The 19,980-nt window shown below is 59.7% G+C and carries 15 protein-coding genes; 7 read left to right on the top strand and 8 right to left on the bottom strand.

Annotation, left to right across the window (positions count from 1 at the left end; genetic code table 11):
• The first annotated feature begins 10 nt into the window (after nt 1-10).
• Nucleotides 11-139, top strand: a complete 129-nt coding sequence (locus B3873_RS26615) for a YgjP-like metallopeptidase domain-containing protein (protein WP_286870129.1) — start codon at nt 11-13, stop codon at nt 137-139.
• Between the two features lie 322 nt (nt 140-461).
• Here the strand turns inward: B3873_RS26615 and gyrB are convergent, their stop codons facing one another.
• The 6 genes from gyrB to B3873_RS26585 form a co-directional block, all read right to left on the bottom strand.
• A complete protein-coding gene (gene gyrB / locus B3873_RS26610) occupies nt 462-2,960 on the bottom strand; it encodes a DNA topoisomerase (ATP-hydrolyzing) subunit B (protein ID WP_286870123.1) in 2,499 nt (832 codons plus the stop codon).
• A 136-nt stretch (nt 2,961-3,096) separates the two neighbouring features.
• Nucleotides 3,097-4,203: a DNA polymerase III subunit beta gene (gene dnaN / locus B3873_RS26605; protein WP_039782907.1), complete on the bottom strand. Its 1,107-nt coding sequence runs from the start codon at nt 4,201-4,203 to the stop codon at nt 3,097-3,099.
• A gap of 682 nt (nt 4,204-4,885) precedes the next feature.
• Nucleotides 4,886-6,286, bottom strand: coding sequence for a chromosomal replication initiator protein DnaA (gene dnaA / locus B3873_RS26600; RefSeq protein WP_286870119.1), 1,401 nt, complete (start codon nt 6,284-6,286; stop codon nt 4,886-4,888).
• A 397-nt stretch (nt 6,287-6,683) separates the two neighbouring features.
• Complete coding sequence (locus tag B3873_RS26595; protein WP_286870116.1) at nt 6,684-7,451, bottom strand: class II glutamine amidotransferase; 768 nt, start codon at nt 7,449-7,451, stop codon at nt 6,684-6,686.
• A gap of 220 nt (nt 7,452-7,671) precedes the next feature.
• Complete coding sequence (locus B3873_RS26590) at nt 7,672-7,989, bottom strand: hypothetical protein (protein ID WP_034330301.1); 318 nt, start codon at nt 7,987-7,989, stop codon at nt 7,672-7,674.
• 639 nt (nt 7,990-8,628) lie between these two features.
• On the bottom strand, nt 8,629-8,862 hold the full coding sequence (locus B3873_RS26585) for a hypothetical protein (protein WP_034330420.1): 234 nt from the start codon (nt 8,860-8,862) through the stop codon (nt 8,629-8,631).
• A 168-nt stretch (nt 8,863-9,030) separates the two neighbouring features.
• Between B3873_RS26585 and B3873_RS26580 the strand changes: the two genes are divergently transcribed.
• Nucleotides 9,031-9,990 (top strand): LysR family transcriptional regulator, encoded by a 960-nt coding sequence (locus tag B3873_RS26580; protein WP_034330421.1) that lies wholly within the window; start codon nt 9,031-9,033, stop codon nt 9,988-9,990.
• Nucleotides 9,991-10,119: 129 nt separating this feature from the next.
• On the top strand, nt 10,120-12,156 hold the full coding sequence (locus B3873_RS26575; protein ID WP_286870112.1) for an AsmA family protein: 2,037 nt from the start codon (nt 10,120-10,122) through the stop codon (nt 12,154-12,156).
• Nucleotides 12,157-12,985: 829 nt separating this feature from the next.
• Here B3873_RS26575 and B3873_RS26570 read toward each other — a convergent pair.
• Together B3873_RS26570 and B3873_RS26565 are read right to left on the bottom strand one after the other, a co-directional pair.
• A complete protein-coding gene (locus B3873_RS26570; protein ID WP_286870111.1) occupies nt 12,986-13,288 on the bottom strand; it encodes a 2Fe-2S iron-sulfur cluster-binding protein in 303 nt (100 codons plus the stop codon).
• 449 nt (nt 13,289-13,737) lie between these two features.
• Entirely contained in the window at nt 13,738-14,622 is an 885-nt protein-coding gene (locus B3873_RS26565) for a LysR family transcriptional regulator (RefSeq protein ID WP_039782936.1), read from the bottom strand.
• Between the two features lie 293 nt (nt 14,623-14,915).
• Here B3873_RS26565 and B3873_RS26560 point away from each other — a divergent pair, with 293 nt between their 5' ends.
• The 4 genes from B3873_RS26560 to B3873_RS26545 all read left to right on the top strand — a co-directional run bounded on the left by B3873_RS26560 (nt 14,916) and on the right by B3873_RS26545 (nt 19,867).
• On the top strand, nt 14,916-16,427 hold the full coding sequence (locus B3873_RS26560; RefSeq protein WP_209534980.1) for a CoA-acylating methylmalonate-semialdehyde dehydrogenase: 1,512 nt from the start codon (nt 14,916-14,918) through the stop codon (nt 16,425-16,427).
• A gap of 80 nt (nt 16,428-16,507) precedes the next feature.
• Entirely contained in the window at nt 16,508-18,127 is a 1,620-nt protein-coding gene (locus B3873_RS26555) for a GMC family oxidoreductase (RefSeq protein ID WP_039782920.1), read from the top strand.
• 211 nt (nt 18,128-18,338) lie between these two features.
• On the top strand, nt 18,339-19,109 hold the full coding sequence (locus tag B3873_RS26550) for an ABC transporter ATP-binding protein (protein WP_034335283.1): 771 nt from the start codon (nt 18,339-18,341) through the stop codon (nt 19,107-19,109).
• The gene (locus tag B3873_RS26545) at nt 19,109-19,867 is read left to right on the top strand and encodes an ABC transporter ATP-binding protein (RefSeq protein WP_371925508.1); all 759 of its coding nucleotides are present in this window, start codon (nt 19,109-19,111) and stop codon (nt 19,865-19,867) included. Before B3873_RS26550 ends, B3873_RS26545 begins: the two co-directional genes overlap by 1 nt.
• Nucleotides 19,868-19,980: the final 113 nt, after the last annotated feature.

The following is a 19,980-nucleotide window of genomic DNA, read 5'->3' as shown; positions in this document are numbered from 1 at the left end:
TCACGAGCTTATCCATCTCATCGAACGTAACCATGGAGACCGGTTCGTCGCGCTCATGGATAAGTATCTACCGAACTGGAAAGCCTGCCGCGTTGAGTTGAATGAGGCGCCTTTGGCGTCAGAAAACTGGGAGTACTAAGTAACCATTTAGCCAATAGTGAACCAATTCGGTTGAAGTTACGCGACGCTCGGCCTATAGATATCGCTGAGCGCCTTGGTGACGGTTATCAAAAAAATATACGACTAAATCAAAGGCGATTTGTAATTTCGCCTCAGCGATGTTTTAGGTTCGAGTGCCTGGACTGGAAAAGCAACGGCCACCTCATGGAGGTGGCCGTTGCTTTTCCTGATACGACCCCAGGTTATTTGCCATAAACCGAGGCTATTAAAGTACTAATTTTGGTAGAAGTCTCAAAGGATGCGTCACAAAATCTCAGCTTATGACTCCCGCTACAGGCTGATCAAACGTCAATATTCCCCGCCTGCAACGCATTGGATTCAATAAACGCCCGACGCGGCTCCACATCATCGCCCATCAAGGTCATGAAGATCTGATCCGCAGCAATCGCATCCTCGATCTGCACCTTCAGCAAACGGCGCACGGTCGGATCCATGGTGGTTTCCCACAGCTGCTCAGGGTTCATCTCACCCAGACCTTTGTAACGCTGCTTGTTCACGCCGCGCTCGGCCTCATCACGCAGCCACGACATGGCCTGGCGGAATTCGGTGATGACCGATTCCTTGCGCTTCTCGCCCTGGCCACGCGCCACGATGGCGCCCTTGCCGATGAGTCCCTTGAAGGTCTCGGCCGCCGTCGACAACTGCTGGTAATCCGGACCGCTCACGAAGTCCGCATCGATCACGGTCGCCTTGATGTTGCCATGCTGGCGACGATGGATATGCAGCGCGACCTTCTCGCTATGCTCATCCACGCGCGCCTGCACGTCGATGTTGATGTCGTTGATGGCCTTCTTCAGTTCTTCCGCAGTGGCGGTGGCCTGCTCGATGTTGTCCATCTTCAGGGCCACGCCGCCGGTCATGATGGCGTTCAGCGCCGATTCATCGATGGCGCGCGACAGGCGCATGATGATCGCGTTGGCCGTGTTGTACTGGCGTGCCAGTTCCACCAGCGCCTCGCCGCTGATCGGCGCAGCACCTTCAGAAGGCTTGATCTCGGCATCGTTCAGCGCGATCTGCATCATGTACTGCGCTTCCTCGAAATCGTCCTTCAGGTAGCGCTCGTCCTTGCCCGCCTTGACCTTGTACAGCGGCGGCTGGGCGATGTAGATGTGGCCGCGTTCGACCAGCGCCGGCATCTGGCGATAGAAGAGCGTCAGCAACAGCGTGCGGATGTGGGCGCCGTCAACGTCCGCATCGGTCATGATGATGATGCGGTGGTAACGCAGCTTGTCCGGATTGAATTCGTCAGCACCGATGCTGGTGCCCAGGGTCGCGATGAGCGTGGTGATCTGCTCGGACGAAAGCATCTTCTCGAAGCGCGCCTTCTCCACGTTCAAGACCTTGCCGCGCAGCGGCAGGATGGCCTGGAACTTGCGGTCCCGCCCTTGCTTGGCGGAGCCGCCTGCGGAGTCACCCTCGACGATGTACAGCTCGCACAGGGCCGGGTCGCGTTCCTGGCAATCAGCCAGCTTGGAAGACAAACCCAAACCATCCATCACACCCTTGCGGCGCGTCAGTTCGCGCGCCTTGCGGGCGGCTTCACGAGCGCGCGCGGCTTCGACGATCTTGCCGCAGATGATCTTGGCATCGTTCGGCTTCTCGGCCAGGAAGTCGGTCAGGGTCTTGGCGACGATTTCTTCCACCGGGCCGCGCACTTCGCTGGAGACCAGCTTGTCCTTGGTCTGCGAACTGAACTTCGGTTCCGGCACCTTCACCGACAGCACGCAGGTCAGGCCTTCGCGCATGTCGTCGCCGGAGATCTCGACCTTGGCCTTCTTGGCAAGATCGTTTTCTTCGATGTACTTGTTGATGACGCGGGTCATGGCCGCACGCAGGCCGGTCAGGTGGGTGCCGCCATCACGCTGCGGGATGTTGTTGGTGAAGCAGAGCACCTGCTCGTTGAAGGCATCGTTCCATTGCATCGACACGTCCACCGACACCAGCGTGCCCTGGTCGGAGTGCTTCTCGCCGGTAGCCTGGAAGATGGTCGGGTTCAGGATGCTCTTGTTCTTGTTGATGTATTCCACGAAACCGCGCGTGCCGCCTTCGAAGGCGAAGTCCTCTTCCTTGCCGGTACGCTGGTCGGTCAGCTTGATATGAACGCCATTGTTCAGGAAGGACAATTCGCGGATCCGCTTGGCCAGGATCTCGTAGTGGAATTCGACGTGGGTGAAGATTTCTTCGTCGGCCCAGAAGTGGACTTCGGTGCCGCGCTTGTCGGATTCACCCACGACCTTGATCGGGGAGACCTGCACGCCATCCACCATCTCCAGCTCGCGGTTCTGCACGATGCCCTTGGCAAATTCCATTGCGTGGACCTTGCCGTCGCGGCGGATGGTCAGCTTCAACTTCTTCGACAGTGCATTCACGCAGGACACGCCCACGCCGTGCAGGCCGCCGGAGACCTTGTAGGAGTTCTGGTCGAACTTGCCGCCGGCGTGCAGCTCGGTCATCACGATTTCGGCAGCCGAACGCTTGGGTTCGTGCTTGTCGTCCATCTTGAGGCCCGTGGGGATGCCGCGGCCGTTGTCGGTGATCGAGATGGAGTTGTCGGCGTGGATGGTGACGTGGATCTCGCTGCAATAGCCGGCCAGGGCTTCGTCGATCGAGTTGTCCAGCACTTCAAACACCAGATGGTGCAGGCCGGTGCCGTCAGAGGTGTCGCCAATGTACATGCCGGGACGCTTGCGCACCGCCTCCAGGCCTTCCAGGATCTGGATGGAAGAAGCGCCATAGCTTTGTTGCGCGGAATTGGTGTTGTCTGCGGGGCTGGAGGACATGGTTACCTTCTGAAAATGCTAGCCAAACGACTAGGGAGCTGCAAAAAACGGAATTCTGGGGACGAATCTTTGGAATTCTTAAAAGCAACCGAGGGGCCGTCTGGGACGGCCCCTCGTGCGCGTGGAGCGGGTTTGCTCAGATCCGCATCGGCATGACGACGTACTTGAAGTCTGCGTTGTCAGGGATGGTGATCAGGGCCGACGAGTTGGCATCGCCCAGGGCGATGTTGACGTAGTCGTTCTTGAGGTTGTTGAGCACGTCCAGCAGATAGCTGACGTTGAAACCGATGTCGACGGTGTCGCCGCCGTAGTCGATTTCCAGTTCTTCGACCGCTTCTTCCTGGTCGGCATTGGTGGAGCTGATCTTCAGGCTGCCAGGGGCGATCACCCAGCGTACGCCCTTGAACTTGTCGCTGGTCATGATGGCCGCGCGTTGCAGCGAGCGCAGCAGCTGGTCGCGGCTGATGGTGAAGCTGTTCTTGTAGCCCTTGGGCACCACGCGGGTGTAGTCGGGGAACTTGCCTTCGACCAGCTTGGAGATCAGCTCGATGTCGGCAAAGGTCAGCTTGACCTGGTTGTTGGCGATCTGCAGCTGGACTTCATCATCGCTGTCGTCGAGCAGGCGTTGCAGCTCGATGATGGTCTTGCGCGGGATGATGACTTCCTGGCGCGGGAAGTCCTGCTCGGTCTCGACCTGGCAGAAGGCCAGGCGGTGGCCGTCGGTGGCGACCGCAATGACGTTCTTGCCTTCCACCACCAGCAGCAGGCCGTTCAGGTAGTAGCGGATGTCCTGCTGGGCCATGGCGAAGTGAACCATGTTGAACAGGTGCTTCAGGGTCTTCTGCGGCAGGTTGACCTGGGCGTTGTAGTGCTCGGCCTGGGCCACCGTCGGGAATTCTTCGGCGGCCAGGGTCTGCAGGGCAAAGCGGGACTTGCCCGATTGCACTGTCAGACGCTTGTTGGAAAGGGAGACCGACACTTCGCCGGAATCCGGCAGGGCGCGCAGGATGTCGAGCAGCTTGCGGGCCGCGACCGTGGTGGCCGTGGACTCGCTACCCGAACCGACGTCAGCGTGCGTGGTGATCTGCACTTCGATGTCGGTGGACAGGAAAGACACCTTCTCGCCGTCCTTGCGAATGAGAATATTGGCCAGAATCGGCAATGTGTGCCGACGCTCGACAATACCACTCACGATCTGCAGAGGACGCAGGAGCGTGTCTCGTTGGGTTTTAACCAATTGCATAGTCAGTTTGTCCTTGCTAATAGTGGTTTAAAGGGCGCCGTTGGCCGGCGTTCAGTCATGCCCATGTCGCGCGTGTTCCTCCTCTGGTGAAAAACAGCTGCTGCCTGCAGTGCAACCTGCCTCACGCACTGCTGAACTCACTTCCTGAAATACGCAACGCTCCTGCTAGTGCATGACCGGCCGCTGCCGGTCCGATACCCGTTCCCGAAGAGCTGGTGATACAGCGACCCGGCATTGTCCATCTGCGCCTGACAAACCCGGGCAGCCAGAACCACTTGGCTATACGTTTGGAACATTTGAATACTTTTACCGGAACTTGCCGGTGTTTTATTCGAAGTTTCCGTGATACTTCGCGGATTTCCTGCTCCATGGCCGGCCCTTGCGTCCGCCTGCGAAATAACGCCTTCCATTGTACCAATCATCCCCTCTTCAGAGTAGTGCGGCAGGGGTCAGGCGAGGGCTTTGGAAGGGAAAAAAGGGCAGGTAAGCGGGAGGGTTGTCTTTTCTCTCATATGCCGCCGAAGGCGGCATTTTTCAATTATCCACAGGCGATTTTGGCGAAACTCACCGTCGTTTTGCCGCAATGCCCTGTGGAAAAGAAATGCCGCCCGGTTCACGCTGGAAGCGGGCGGCATGTCGATTTATCCACAGGCGTTTTCGCGCCTCTGCGGCGTCAAGCGGATCAACCCTTCAAGGTCTGTTCCAGCACGTGCAGCTCGTGGTTGCATTCCGGGCTCTTGGCGCGGTCGGCGGCGATCTTGCGCACTGCGTGCAGGACGGTGGTGTGGTCGCGCCCGCCGAAGAGGTCGCCGATTTCCGGCAGGCTCTTCTGGGTCAGCTCCTTGGCCAGGTACATGGCGATCTGGCGCGGACGGGCGATGTTGGCCGGGCGCTTCTTGGAATACATGTCCGCGACCTTGATGTTGAAGAAATCGGCTACGGTCTTCTGGATGTTTTCCACCGAGATCTGGCGGTTCTGCACCGAGAGCAGGTCCTTCAGGGCTTCCTTGACCACGTCGATGGTGATGTCCTTGCCGTGGAAACGGGAGTAGGCCAGGATCTTGCGCAGCGCGCCTTCGAGCTCGCGCACGTTGGAACGCAGGTGCTTGGCCACGAAGAAGGCGACGTCGTCAGACAGCACCACGTCTTCTGCGGAAGCTTTCTTCATCAAAATCGCCACCCGCATCTCCAGCTCGGGCGGCTCGATGGCCACCGTCAGGCCAGAGTCGAAGCGGGAGATCAGGCGGTCGTCCATGCCGCTGATTTCCTTGGGATAGGTATCACTGGTGATGATGATCTGCTTCTTGGCCGCGATCAGGGCTTCGAAGGCGTAGAAGAATTCTTCCTGGGTGCGGCTCTTGCCACCGAAGAATTGAATATCGTCGATCAGCAGCAGGTCCAGCGAGTGGTAGTAGCGCTTGAAATCGTCAAAGCCCTTGCGCTGGTAGGCCGTCACCACGTCGCGCACGTATTGCTCGGCGTGGATGTAGCGGATCTTGGCGCCCGGGTTATCCACAAGCACCTGGTTGCCGATGGCGTGGATGATGTGGGTCTTACCCAGACCCACGCCGCCGTACAGGAACAGCGGGTTGTAGGACGTGCCGGGGTTGTTGGCCACCTGGGTAGCGGCCGCGCGTGCCAGCTGGTTGGCCTTACCGGTGACCAGGTTGTCGAAGGTCAGTACCGGGTTGATGCGCGACTGTTCCTGACGCGGCGCGACCGCGCGCACCGGCTGGGCCGGCTCGGGGTCCAGGTGCAGTTGTTCGTGGTTGGGCAAACCCAGTCCATTGGCGCCACCGCCATTGGCCTGCCCATTGGCGGCCGGGCGGCGGCCCTGGTTGCCGCGCGGGTCCAGCACGAACTGCACTTCGGTGGGCGCGTCCCAGAACTCGCAGGCCAGCGCCGTGATGCGGTTGGCGAACTGCGTCTTGACCCAGTCCAGCTTGAAGCGGTTGGGCGCGGCGATGCGCAGCAGCCCGTCCTCGAAGTCGAGCGGGACCAGCGGCTTGATCCAGGCGCTGTATTGCTGAGGCGTCAGCTCCTGCTCAAGTTTGTGGGAGCAGGCCTGCCAGAAGTTTTCCATGAAGCTTTCTTGTCGGATGATTGCGGCGCCCGACTGCCGCATCCAAAGGACGGGCCGGTGGACGAAGTCGTCCGGGCGCGAAACGAGGGACGCATTTTACTCCGGTAAACTTAAGTTATCCACAGGCGAACCGTCAAAAAACCCTGAAAAACTTCATCTATCCACAGGCTGCGCAGCAGCCATCTTCGTGGCGTTCACGCAAAGGCGCTTGAGGGGCGGGTGATAGGGGGACAGAGTAGCGCGCTTGTGGACAAGACAAGCTCATCCTTGGGGACGATGTTTTTTGTAACAGCCTGTGCAAAACCGGAAATCGGGACGGATCCTGTCCCCGATTTCCCCTGTGGGCAACATGAACTGAAGGAAAAAACCGGCTGTGGATAAAACAAAAAGGCCGGCCTCAGTCGACCACGGCACCATCGACAAAGACCTTCATTTCACCAGTCTGATATTGGGTCCAGACTTCATTGTCGGTCAGCGGCTGGGTGACGATCACGGCTACCCGGTCATTGGTGGTGGTGACTTCGGAAAAGTCGACCGAAAGATCCTCGTCCGACAGCTTGGCCTTGGCAAAGGGATGCTGGCGGACGATGTAATAGAGATTTGTGGAGCAGTGGGTATAAAGCGCCGAGCCATCCGAGAGCAGCATGTTGAAGGTGCCATGGCTGGCGATGCCGTTGACGATCTCGCGCAGCGCCACGCGCAGGTCAGCCAACAAGGGCAGGGTGTCGCCGAAGCGCTTGCGCATCTCCTGCAGGATGAAGCAGAAGGCCAGTTCACTATCGGTGGTACCGACCGGCCGGAAAGGGCCGTCCAGCGTGGGGGTGAAGTTTTTCAGGTCACCATTGTGGGCAAATACCCAATAGCGGCCCCACAGCTCGCGCACGAAGGGATGGCAGTTGGCCAGCGTGACACGGCCTTGCGTGGCCTTGCGGATATGGGCGATGACGTGCTGCGACTTGATCGGATAACGCTTGATCAGCTCGGCCACCGGCGACTCCACGGCGGCCTGATGATCCACGAAGGTGCGCACCCCGGAGCCCTCGAAGAAGGCGATCCCCCAGCCATCGCGGTGATGATCGGTCAGCCCGCCACGGGTGGCAAAGCCTGTGAAGCTGAAGACGATATCGGTGGGGGTGTTGCAGTTCATCCCGAGAAGCTGGCACATGATGTCTTGCGGTAAGGCTGTGAAGATAGTCAGGTGGACAAGTTATCACGATTGCTGACGGCCATGACGCGGGCTGTGGACAAAAAAAAGCCCCGCGAGCTTGCGCTGGCGGGGCTAATCCTTCCTAAAGAGGGAGGAGGAGACACAGTACGACCTACAAAACTTCTACTACACGACCAGAAGCCGGTGGGCCTCGAACTACGGTCAGGCGGGGACTGGATCAGTCACGCGCGGCCATGTTGCGCAGTTCGGCGGCAAAACTCGGTTGGGACAGGCTGTATTCATTGGCCATGCGGTTCAGCATCATCTTGCCGCTGAACTTGTGCGCCAGGATGCGTTGCTCCAGCGACTTGCGCGGCTTGACCAGCAGCACGGCGGCTTGCGCCAGCCCCAGGATCAGCGGCTTGAACACCATCACCAGGGTCACCAGTGCACCCAGACCCAGCGCCGGACGGACATAAGCCGCGATCAAACCAAAGAAGGACTGCGCGAAGGGCAGGGCTGCTTCTGCGGGAAAGGCCAGGTTCAGGAAGGACATGATATTTCTACCTCTGATAATCAGGCCGCGACACGACTGCGCGGCGTTCAAGTTCACTGTTGTTGCGTCGCAGTATGATGGTTCGGCCCCTGTATGACTACTTTAGAGTTCTCATATCAGTTATAGCGTTTGTGAATAAAGTGGTTCCAGCGCCCCCAACGCTTCATATCGCCCTGGAACCCGCGTCAACCGGGAGACAAGCCGGTCAGGGGCCGCCGATGCAGTCGCTCCAACACAACTTTCTTGACGGAACCGATGCGGATTTACAACGCCGTTTGACGCCAAGCCCGAGGGCGCTGAATATCTGGCATGGGGAAATCGGGCAAAACGCTCACATCCGGCCATCCGGAAATGAAGCCTGCAAAGGCAGGAAGCCCGCCGGACGCGGCTCGTAGCCGACCCACGAAAAAAAACCCCACAGGCTGAGCCTGCGGGGTTAATCCTTCCTAAAGAGGGAGGAGGAGACAACGGATCGGTGTCCTGACGCGTTGATCGAATCAGCGTCAACATAAGCGCCGTACGCGCCGGGAACTACCGAAATCCTTCACTACCGGCATCGGCCTCGGGGCTGATGCCAAGGTCACGCAGAAGTCATGCGCGACCGGTAAAACTTGAATCTGGTGAAGCAGAAACCTTCGATTAGCCGCGCGAAGCGATGAAGCGCAGTTCAGCAGCCAGGTTCGGCTGGGTGGCTTCGAACTTGTCGGCCATGCGGTTCAGCTGGCGGGCACCGGTAGCGCGATCCTGTTCGGCGGCGACCAGAGCAACGGCTTGCAGCTCGTGGGCCTTGACGAAGTGGATGAAGATGTTGCGCATGACGGCGGCGAACTTGCTCTTGAAGGTGCTGTTGGTGCTTTGTGCGATGGTTGCCATGATTCGATCCTTGACGTTGTGTGTTATGTTGCATTGCAGTGTAGTGAACTCACATTTGTTTGCCCACTTTCCGTTTCGGATATCAGTTATATAATCTGTGAATAATCTTTCTGCCGGCGATCACCGGCGTCCATACTGCCTCTCCTTACCGCCGCAAAGGCCCGCCCTATGAGCTTTCTCACCCTGGACCTGAACCTGTTGCGCGTATTCGACGCCGTCATGACCGAGCAGAACCTCACGCGCGCCGCCAATTTGCTGGCCATGACGCAGCCGGCTGTCTCCAATGCGCTACGCCGCCTGCGCGACACCCTCAACGATGACCTGGTGATCCGCACCGCCCACGGCGTCAAGCCCACGCCGCGCGCCGAAGAACTGTGGCCGACCGTGCGGCGGGCGCTGTCCGAGCTGGAAGCGGTGATTGCGCCGGAAAGCTTCGACATCTCGCGTGCCCAGAACACCTTCCGCATGGCCATGGTGGATGCCACGGCCGCGCTGTGGCTGCCTTCGCTGGTGCGCACCATCATGCGCGACGCTCCGCGCATCAAGATCCGCATGATGCCGCTGACCACCCGCGACCCGCGCGCCATGCTGCTGCGCGGGGACATCGACCTGGCCGTCGGCTTCTTCCCCGGCGTGACCGCGCAGCTGGCCGATGGCCAGGGCATGGCCAAGAGCCAGATCAGCCATGCGCGGCTCTACACCGGGCAGTACGTCTGCGTGATGCACAAGAACCATCCGCTGGCCGGCCAGCCGCTGACGCTGGATAGCTACTGCAGCGCTGATCACCTGCTGGTGAGCCTGTCCGGCAAACCCCATGCCGTCATCGATGACGTGCTGGCGGGCATGAACCGCGAGCGCAAGATCCTGTTGACGGTGAACCAGTTCTTCACGGCCGGGCGCATCGTGGCCAGCTCCGAGCTCATCACCGTGCTGCCGCGCCACCTGGTGGCGGCTACCGGCATGGCCGAGGCGCTGGTGGTGAAGGAATTGCCCTTCCAGACCCCGGAAGAGCATGTCGACATGCTCTGGCATGAACGGGACGCCCGCAATCCCGCCCACAAGTGGCTGCGTGCGCACTTGTCTGCAACAACCCATGATGAATTCGGTCGTATCAACATGAAGCGCTGATGCAGCGCGTGCGATACCCGGCTTTTCCGATCTGACTCATCCACAGGCGTCCAGGAGACAGGCGCCCGGAAAGCCCCCGTCCGCGCGCATCGGTGCCTGTTGATAACCCCAACCAGGGAAGCCGACCCGATGCCGCGCCTGACCAGAATCCTCCTTTGGCTGCTTGCCAGCCTCGTCCTCGTGATCGCCGCCGCGGTCATTTTCATTCTTACCTTCGACTGGAACCGGGCCAAGCCCTGGATCAATACCCGCGTCTCGGCCGCCACCGGGCGCGAATTCTCCATCGACGGCAATCTCTCCCTGCACTGGCAACGGCCTGAGCCGACCACGCCGCCGGCCGGCTTCTGGGCGCGCTGGGTGCCGTGGCCGCGCTTGCAGGCGGAGAATCTGCGCCTGGGCAATCCGGCAGCGTTCGCGTCCTCAGGCCAGATGGCGACAGTGCGACAAGTCACTTTCACGCTCAATCCCTTGCCGCTGCTTGTGCACAAGATTTCCCTGCCGTCGCTGGAAGTGCAGGATCCTTCAGTTTCTCTGCTGCGCAACCGCGAGGCTGTGAACAACTGGACTTTCAAGACCGATAGCAGCACTCCATCGGCCTGGCAGCTGCAACTGGGCCGCATCAGCCTGCGCCAGGGCAAGCTGGCCCTCAACGACGCTGTGCAAAAGATCAACATCAATGCCGACATCGACACCCTCGATCCCGACAAGGAAAAGGTCTATGGCTTGGGCTGGAAGCTGACCGGCAGTTTCAACGGCGCGCCGGTTGCGGGTGAAGGCAAGGCCGGCGGCGTGCTGTCATTGCAGGACCAGCAGCAACCGTATCCGCTGCAAGCCCAGGTGAAGGTCGGCAAGACCGCCATCGGCGTGCGCGGCACCCTGACCAAGCCGGCCGAACTGGCCGCGCTGGACCTGCGGTTGTCGATTGCCGGGGCCAGCATGGGCAATCTGTATCCCCTGACCGGCGTGCTGCTGCCGGAAACGCCGCCCTTCGCCACCGAGGGCCGCTTGATCGGCAAGATCTCCCCGGATCGCAGCGAGTGGCATTACCAGGACTTCAGCGGCAAGGTCGGCGACAGCGATCTCAACGGCAGCCTGGACTACCTGACCGGGGGCGCACGCCCGCAACTGACCGGGGCGCTGACCTCCAACGTGCTGCGCTTTGATGATCTGGCGCCGCTGATCGGTGCCGACTCCAATGCGGAGAAAGCCCAGCGCGGTGCCGAGGAGCGCCAGCCCGGCGACAAGGTGTTGCCGGTCAAGACCTTCAGTACCGATGCCTGGGGCGCACTGGATGCGGACGTGCGCTTCACCGGCAAAAGCATCACGCGCCAGCAGGGACTGCCCATCAGCGACCTGCAGGCGCATCTGATCCTCAAGGACAAGGTGCTGACGCTCGATCCCCTCAATTTCGGCGTGGCCGGCGGTAACCTGACCTCCACCATCCGGCTGGATGGGCAGGCGGCACGCATGAAGTCCGAGATGAAGCTTTCTGCACGCAAGCTGAAGATCCAGAAACTCTATCCCCAGCTCGATGCCTCGCGCACCAGCTTTGGCGAGATCAACGGCGATGCGAAGCTCAGCGCGACGGGCAATTCGGTCGCCGCCATGCTGGGCTCGGCCAATGGCGAAGTGAAGACTTTGGTCAACCAGGGTGCGATCAGCAAATTCCTGCTGGAAGCGGCGGGCCTGAACGTGGGCAACGTGGTCATCAGCAAGCTGTTTGGCGACAAGGAGGTCAAGCTCAATTGCCTGGCCGGCGACTTGCCGGTGCGCGATGGCGTGATGAACGTGAAGACCCTCCTGCTGGACACTGAAGACGCTCTGATCGTGGTTGATGGCAGCATCGACATGAAGCACGAACAGCTGGACCTGAACGTGCATCCGCGCAGCAAGGGCTTGCGCATCATCTCGCTGCGCTCGCCGCTGTACGTGAAGGGCAGCTTCAAGAATCCGGATGTCGGCGTGAACAAGGGTGTGCTGGCACTGCGCGCTGGCGGTGCGGTGGCGCTCGGCCTGCTGGCACCGGTAACGGCCATCCTGCCCCTCATCAATATCGATGGTGATCAGAAGGCCGAATGTGGCCAACTGCTGGAGGAAGTGAAGAAGGCGCCGCAGGCCCCGCCACCGGGAAAATCCCTGCCGTTGAAGTCGACGCCTAAAAAATAGGCAGCCTCAAAACACCATGAAAAAAGCCGGCGGGCCAGGGGATAACTTTCCTGGCCCGCTGGCTTTTTGTGTGATTTCGGATGAGTCGCGATGCACCTTGGCTGCTGTCGGCTTTTTTCACCTGTGGGCAAATTTCCCGAAATCCCCCTTCCTCCCCCCTGTTTCCCCCATGCCAAGGACTTAAATCGGGGTCGAATTGCCTGAAATCGGTGACATCCCGAAATTCCCTGCCTTCTCGCCGCGAATCCATCAATTTCCGCTCAGCCTGTGGATAAAGTTCTGAATAACTTTTTCATCGTTTGGGGAAAAGTCAAAAAGTTATCCAAAGGCGGATTTTTATCCAAGATCGGTTATGACTTCATACAGACCTTGCCCAAGGCCTTGTCCTTTTCGTAAACAGCTGATTTTTCACGCGTAATCAAGGTTATCCACAATTTCAGCCGGACGTTAACCATCACTACTAATTTTATAAACAGCTTAGATTTAAAGCCTAAGCGCGCGAGCTTTCGCACGCGACGCGGCTTGGTTTGCAGGCCATCAGGACCGCTACCGGCTGTGGGCAAAACAAAAGTGTTCGTGGATTAAAGCGCTTGTCGACCAGGAAAAGCTTGCTGTGCGGGTGTTTTTACAGCTGATCGTCGGCAACGGCATTGAATGGCGTCCTGGGCGACGCCGTCAGAGAGAACGCAGGGTGCAGAGCGCTGTGGAAAAGAAATCCTGCCAGCGGCCTCCGCGCCGCCTTGGGCGGCTTTTTTTATCCACAGGGAGAGGTAATCGGAGTTTGTCGGCTAAAAATCGACCGGTTCCGGGGACTGCTGTGGATAAAACATCAAGCCTTCAGGTCGACGGCGGCTGGAACGTCGAGCACCAGGTCACTTCGGGCCTCGGCCACGCAAGGCAGGATCCAGCCTTCGGCCTTTTCTTCTCGCGTCAGGCCGGGCCATTCGATCTGATAAGCGATCTCGCCTGTGAACAATTTGCACATGCAAGTCCGGCAAGTGCCATTCCGGCAGGAATTTGGCAGCCGGATGCCGGCGCGCAAGCCTGATTGCAACACCGAGAGTCCGGCGACTTGTTCAAATTGCAAACCCGAAGGATGAATTGCGATCAGGAAAGGTTTTTTGGAGTCCATGCCGTAATTTTGCGGGGTTTGGAGGCTGCCTGTGGATAAGTCTCTGCATATCCGCTGGGCGTTTTGGGTATATCTCGCCGATTTATCCACGGCCGAATTTTTGTCCAGAATCTGTGCCTCGATAATGCAGAAGCTTACCAAGCGTTTATCAGAAAGCTAAAGTCTTGATTTTTTTAGTGTAAACCGAGTTATCCACAGTTTTTGGCGACGTTAACTACTACTACTACTTATATATATCCACATCTGAATTAAAGAACCGAAAGCGCGTGCGCAGTGGACATCTTTCCAAAAAATTGGCTTTCAACCCCAAAAACCGCACCAAAAGGCCTTGGCAAGCTCCTGATACGGATGAAAAGTCCTTTAGGTTCGGCAGGAAGAAGGAGATTTCTGAAAGATATTGCTGTAATGCAACCCATTGAGATGTCAATGTGGCAACTTTCTTGGAGCGCTCAGTTCTGCCAGACTTGTTGCAGCAGTTGGAAAACCGCCTTGATCGCTGCTTCATGTTGTCTTTTTTCTAATGCAATGAAGCTGAGTTCAGTCGACAGTTCGACCGCATCTGCAATGACCAAGCCATGCGCATGAGCCTGGTTGAGCGCGATCGATTCACGCGCCAAGGACAATCCCACCCCCGATTTCACCAGGTCCAGCATCGATGACTCCTGGTCAACCAAGGCTACAGTCTGCGGTTTTATCTGATGTTGAGCGAAGATCTTGCTTAATAAACGATGATGCGCGGATTCTGGCGGCGTCCAGATCCACGGCAGCCGCGCCAGTTCCTTCCATCCCTTGCCCGAGACGCGGTTCTTCCAACCCGCGGGCGCGATGACGTTGTAGCTGAACGAGGTCAGCGTCATCGCATGAAAACCTTTGCCGGGGTCGCCCAGGAAGAATCCCACGTCCAGATGGCCAGCCCGGACTTCATTGAGGACCGATCCCGACATGTGATGCGCCAGCTGAGTCGACAATTGCGGATGGCGCTCGACCAGCAGCTTCAGGAAAGCGCCGAGCCGGATGAACTCCGGATCCAGGATCGTGCCGATGGCCAATGTCCCGGACACGATATTTTCACTCGATCGCAAGTCGGTCGCGTGCCGCCGTAAAGCCTGGACATCGGACAGGACGCGCTCGGCCAGCGGCAACAAAGTGTTGCCCTCGGCGGTGAGGACCATGCCGGATGCACTCCGATTGAACAATCCGATGCCAAGACTTTCCTGCAAGGCCTTGATCTGCAAGCTCACTGCGGGTTGGGTGAGATGCAGTTTTTCAGCGGCCCGGGTCAGGTTGCCCTCATGGGCGACTGCGATAAATGCGCGTAACTGGGTCAGATCCATCGTCTTCTCCCGCAATTGATCCTTCTTCTTCACGATCCTGGATGTGGATAAACCCGTGGATATCCCTGTGACCAGGCTGTGAGGATCTTGTGGGTAGCGTGTGTACAAGAAAGTCCAGATTATAAGCAATCTTTATATTGCTCTTGATAATTCCTCATTGGATGTCCGGCGGGTGGGCGACTATTCTTGCTCATCCATGCCATGGGTCCGTCGGGGTGACGGACTGGCCAGATTGCAGGAGGGAGCAGGAGACAGCGCCTTCCACCTTCATTGAAAACACCAAAGGAAACCTTATGAGCCTCCCGCACATCGATCACTTCATCAATGGCCAGATTTCCCGCTCCGAGAGCGGCCGCAGCCAGGATGTCTTCAATCCGGCCACCGGTGCTGCTACCGCCAAGGTGTCGCTGGCCTCGGTGCAGGAAGTCAATGCGGCCGTGGCCGCCGCCAGTGCGGCTGCGCCGGCCTGGGCCGAGACGGCACCGTTGAAGCGGGCGCGGGTGCTGTTCAAGTTCAAGGAGCTGATCGAGCAGAACCACGATGCGCTGGCCAAGGCCATCACCCTGGAGCACGGCAAGGTGTTTTCGGATGCGAAAGGGGAGGTCACGCGTGGCCTGGAGATCGTCGAATTCGCCACCGGCATCCCGCAATTGCTCAAGACCCAGTTCACCGACAACATCGGCGGCGGCATCGACAACTGGAACCTGCGCCAGCCGCTGGGCGTGACGGCCGGTATCACGCCGTTCAACTTCCCTGTGATGGTGCCGCTGTGGATGGCGCCGATCGCCATTGCGACCGGCAACAGCTTCGTGCTGAAGCCCTCCGAGCGCGATCCTTCCCCTTCGCTGATGCTGGCTGAACTGTTCAAGCGCGCAGGCCTGCCTGATGGCGTCTTCAACGTGGTCCAGGGCGACAAGGTGGCCGTGGATGCGCTGCTGGAGCATCCGGAGGTGCAGGCAGTGTCCTTCGTCGGTTCCACCCCGATTGCCGAATACATCTACCGCAAGGCCACCGAGCGCGCCGGCACCTTCCCGCTGCGCGCCCAGGCCCTGGGCGGTGCCAAGAACCACCTGGTGGTCATGCCCGACGCCAACCTGGAGCAGGCCGTCGATGCCCTGATCGGTGCGGCCTATGGCTCGGCCGGCGAGCGCTGCATGGCGATCTCGGTGGCGGTGGCCGTGGGCAGCGTGGCCGACAAGCTGGTGGAGGCACTGATCCCGCGCGTGAAGGCGCTCAAGGTCAAGAACGGCATGGAAGACGACGCCGAGATGGGCCCGCTGGTCACCGCCGCCCACAAGGCCAAGGTGGAGGGCTACATCCAGAGCGGCGTGGATGCCGGTGCCAAGCTGCTGGTCGATGGCCGCGGCCTGAAGGTGCCGGGCCATGAGGAAGGATTCTTCATCGGCGGCACGCTCTTCGACAATGTCACGACCGAGATGAAGATCTACCAGGAAGAAATCTTCGGTCCGGTGCTGTGCGTGGTGCGCGTGCCGGACTTCGCGTCGGCCGTGCAGCTGATCAACGCGCATGAGTACGGCAATGGCGTCTCGCTCTTTACGGCCGACGGCAATACCGCGCATGAATTCTCGCGCCGCATCCAGGTCGGCATGGTGGGCATCAACGTGCCCATCCCGGTGCCGATGGCCTGGCATTCCTTCGGTGGCTGGAAGCGTTCGCTCTTCGGCGATACCCATGCCTATGGCGAAGAGGGCATCCGCTTCTATACGCGCTACAAGTCCATCATGCAGCGCTGGTCGGCCACCATCGGCAAGGGGGCGGAGTTCACCATGCCGGTGGCGAAGTAAGCAGGGCGCCGGCCGCCTCTTGCCGTGGCAGGGGGCGGCGGCAGACGACAAGATCACAATAACAAGCCAGCGGAGACACCATGCAATCGGCAGGGCAATACGACTACATCATCATTGGCGCCGGCACCGCCGGCTGCGTCATGGCCAACCGGCTTTCGCGCCAGACGGGCAAGAAGGTGCTGCTGCTGGAAGCGGGGGCCAAGGACGACTACATCTGGATTCACATCCCGGTCGGCTATCTCTACTGCATCAACAATCCACGCACTGACTGGATGTTCCGCACCGAGGCCGATCCGGGCCTCAACGGCCGCAGCCTGATCTACCCGCGCGGCAAGGTGCTGGGCGGCTGCTCTTCCATCAACGGCATGATCTACATGCGTGGCCAGGCGCGTGATTACGATCACTGGGCAGAAGTCACGGGTGACGACAGCTGGCGCTGGCAGAACGTCCTTCCGCTGTTCAAGAAAAGCGAGGACTATCACCTCGGTGCCAGCCAGTTCCACGGTGCCGGCGGTGAATGGCGCGTGGAGAAGCAGCGCCTGCGCTGGGACATCCTCGATGCCTTCCGCGATGCGGCCGCCGAGAATGGCATCCCCAAGGTCGAGGACTTCAACTGCGGCGATAACGAGGGCTCTGGCTACTTCGACGTCAACCAGAAGCGCGGCGTGCGCTGGAACGCTTCCAAGGCCTTCCTGCGGCCTGCCATGAAGGATGGCAACCTCACCATCATGACCGGCTCCCACGTGAGCCGCTTGCGCATGGAGCAGGGCGAGCAGGGGCCGGTGTGCACCGGTGTCGAATTCACCGGCGGTGGCAGTGCCTGGTTTGCTGAAGCGAAGGAGACCATCCTCTGTGCCGGTGCCATCGGTTCGCCGCACATCCTGCAGATGTCGGGCATCGCCGATCCGGTCCTGTTGCAGCAGCACCAGATCCCGGTGGTGCATGCGCTGCCAGGCGTGGGCGAGAACCTGCAGGATCACCTGCAGATGCGCATGGTCTTCAAGGTCGATGGTGCCAGGACCCTCAACGCCATGGCGTCCACTCTGGTCGGCAAGATGAAGATCGGACTGGAATACCTGCTCCTGCAAAGCGGCCCGATGTCGATGGCGCCCTCGCAGCTGGGCGCCTTTGCCAGATCCGATGCGCAGCAGGCCAGCGCCAACCTGCAGTATCACGTGCAACCGCTGTCGCTGGAAAAATTCGGCGATCCTCTTCACGCCTTCCCGGCCTTCACCGCCAGCGTGTGCAACCTGCGTCCGACCTCGCGCGGCCATGTACGCCTGGGCTCGACCGATCACGCACTGGCCCCGCGTATCACCACCAACTATCTCTCTACCGAAGAAGACCTCAAGGTCGCCGCCAACGCCCTGCGCCTGACTCGCCGCATCGCGGCCTCGCCCGCGCTCTCACGTTATCGCCCGGAGGAATACAAGCCCGGCACGCAGTATGAAAGTGAAGCCGATTTGTATCGCGCCGCCGGTGAAGTGGGTACCACCATCTTCCATCCGGTCGGCACCTGCCGCATGGGCCGCGACGATGATGCCATGGCCGTGGTCGATGCCCAATGCCGGGTGCGCGGCGTATCAGGATTGAGCGTGGCCGACGCCTCCGTGATGCCCTCCATCACCTCCGGCAACACCAATTCCCCGACTGTCATGATCGCCGAGAAAGTCGCGTCCAGCCTGCTTTCCCGGGCATAAGACGGCAATTCTCAGGCGCTGGACCATACGGTACTTATACGTATTGTATGAATGGTACGAACCGGCTACTATGCGCCAAATATTAAAACTAGCTTCTCGATTCGCCAGGTAAACAAAGCGGTTCCTGAATCCAAAAGATTCAGTGTTCTGCAGCAGGCAGGCCTTGACGACCGGATCCACCGGCGCGGGCATCAAAGGGAAAGAAGAGACCATGACAGACGTCATTCTGGAGACACGAAACCTGACGAAGGAATTCAAGGGTTTCACGGCAGTAAGCGCGGTCAACCTGCAAATTGAGCGCGGTCACATTCATGCCTTGATCGGCCCCAACGGTGCCGGCAAGACGACTTGCTTCAACCTCTTGACCAAGTTCCTGGTCCCGACCTCGGGCCAGATCCTGTTCAACGGCAAAGACATCACCATGGATGCGCCTGCGCAGATCGCGCGCCAGGGCATCATTCGTTCCTTCCAGATTTCTGCTGTCTTCCCGCACATGAGCGTGCTGGAAAACGTGCGCATCGGCCTGCAGCGCAAGCTCGGTACGTCCTTCCATTTCTGGAAGAACGGCGAGAGCCTGAAGCAGCTCGACGAGCGCGCCATGCAGCTGCTGGAAGAAGTGGACCTGACCAGTTTTGCCCGCACCACCACGGTGGACCTCCCGTACGGCCGCAAGCGCGCCCTGGAGATCGCCACCACCCTGGCCATGGAGCCGGAACTGATGCTGCTGGACGAACCGACCCAGGGCATGGGCCACGAAGACGTGGACCGTGTCACCGCCCTGATCAAGAAGGTCTCGGCCGGCCGCACCATCCTGATGGTGGAGCACAACATGAGCGTGATCTCCGGCATCTGCGACCGCATCAGCGTGCTGCAACGCGGCGCGCTGCTGGCCGAAGGCAGCTATGAAGAAGTCTCGCGCAATCCGCAGGTGATGGAAGCCTACATGGGCAGCACCTCGGCCGAACTGCAAGGGGCTCACTGATGAGTACCGCCACCATGAATGCTGCTGCCATGACGACGTCCTCTTCTTCCGCGCCGCTGGTGCTGCAGATCAGTGATCTGCAATCCTGGTACGGCGAATCGCACATCCTGCACAACGTCAACCTCAACGTCCACCAGGGCGAAGTGGTGACGCTGCTGGGCCGCAATGGCGCCGGCCGCACCACCACGCTGCGTTCCATCATGGGCCTGGTCGGTACCCGCAAGGGCTCGATCAAGATCAACGGCCAGGAAACCATCAACCTGGCCACCCACAAGATCGCCCACTACGGCGTGGGGTACTGCCCGGAAGAGCGGGGCATCTTCTCCTCGCTCTCGGCCGAAGAAAACCTGATGCTGCCGCCCTTCGTCTCCAAGACCGACAAGGGCATGTCCATCGACGAGATCTACGAGATGTTCCCCAACCTGAAGGAACGTCGCAACAGCCAGGGCACGCGCCTGTCCGGTGGCGAACAGCAGATGCTGGCGGTGGCCCGCATCCTGCGCACCGGTGCCCGCCTGCTGCTGCTCGACGAGATCTCCGAAGGCCTGGCGCCGGTCATCGTGCAGGCCCTGGCCCGCATGATCACCACGCTCAAGGCCAAGGGCTACACCATCGTCATGGTCGAGCAGAACTTCCGCTTCGCCGCGCCGCTGGCAGATCGCTTCTATGTGATGGAACACGGCCAGATCGTCGAATCCTTCGCTTCCTCCCAGCTGGAAGCGAAGATGCAGACCCTGAACGAACTGCTCGGCGTTTAAGCATCGCGCCTCGGCATTGCACTGCACTGCCGAGGGCGGCCTCCAGATTTTTCCGGTATCACCAGCTTCACGACTAAGAAGTACTGCCAACAAGTACGTCCGCGGGGTGAGCG

The sequence above is a fragment of the Herbaspirillum sp. UBA812 genome (assembly GCF_002296545.1).
Classification (GTDB): Bacteria; Pseudomonadota; Gammaproteobacteria; order Burkholderiales; family Burkholderiaceae_D; genus Herbaspirillum; species Herbaspirillum huttiense.
The sequence above is the reverse complement of the archived record's forward strand: the minus strand, read 5'-3'. Positions and strand labels throughout refer to the sequence as shown.

Excerpts from the sequence above, each read along its gene's own strand:
- dnaA (WP_286870119.1), bottom strand. The coding sequence starts at position 6,286 with ATGGAAAACTTCTGGCAGGCCTGCTCCCACAAACTTGAGCAGGAGCTG.
- B3873_RS26580 (WP_034330421.1), top strand. The coding sequence starts at position 9,031 with ATGAGCTTTCTCACCCTGGACCTGAACCTGTTGCGCGTATTCGACGCC.
- B3873_RS26550 (WP_034335283.1), top strand. The coding sequence starts at position 18,339 with ATGACAGACGTCATTCTGGAGACACGAAACCTGACGAAGGAATTCAAG.
- dnaN (WP_039782907.1), bottom strand. The coding sequence starts at position 4,203 with ATGCAATTGGTTAAAACCCAACGAGACACGCTCCTGCGTCCTCTGCAG.
- B3873_RS26560 (WP_209534980.1), top strand. The coding sequence starts at position 14,916 with ATGAGCCTCCCGCACATCGATCACTTCATCAATGGCCAGATTTCCCGC.
- B3873_RS26590 (WP_034330301.1), bottom strand. The coding sequence starts at position 7,989 with ATGTCCTTCCTGAACCTGGCCTTTCCCGCAGAAGCAGCCCTGCCCTTC.
- B3873_RS26575 (WP_286870112.1), top strand. The coding sequence starts at position 10,120 with ATGCCGCGCCTGACCAGAATCCTCCTTTGGCTGCTTGCCAGCCTCGTC.
- B3873_RS26570 (WP_286870111.1), bottom strand. The coding sequence starts at position 13,288 with ATGGACTCCAAAAAACCTTTCCTGATCGCAATTCATCCTTCGGGTTTG.
- B3873_RS26545 (WP_371925508.1), top strand. The coding sequence starts at position 19,109 with ATGAGTACCGCCACCATGAATGCTGCTGCCATGACGACGTCCTCTTCT.
- gyrB (WP_286870123.1), bottom strand. The coding sequence starts at position 2,960 with ATGTCCTCCAGCCCCGCAGACAACACCAATTCCGCGCAACAAAGCTAT.
- B3873_RS26585 (WP_034330420.1), bottom strand. The coding sequence starts at position 8,862 with ATGGCAACCATCGCACAAAGCACCAACAGCACCTTCAAGAGCAAGTTC.
- B3873_RS26565 (WP_039782936.1), bottom strand. The coding sequence starts at position 14,622 with ATGGATCTGACCCAGTTACGCGCATTTATCGCAGTCGCCCATGAGGGC.
- B3873_RS26555 (WP_039782920.1), top strand. The coding sequence starts at position 16,508 with ATGCAATCGGCAGGGCAATACGACTACATCATCATTGGCGCCGGCACC.
- B3873_RS26595 (WP_286870116.1), bottom strand. The coding sequence starts at position 7,451 with ATGTGCCAGCTTCTCGGGATGAACTGCAACACCCCCACCGATATCGTC.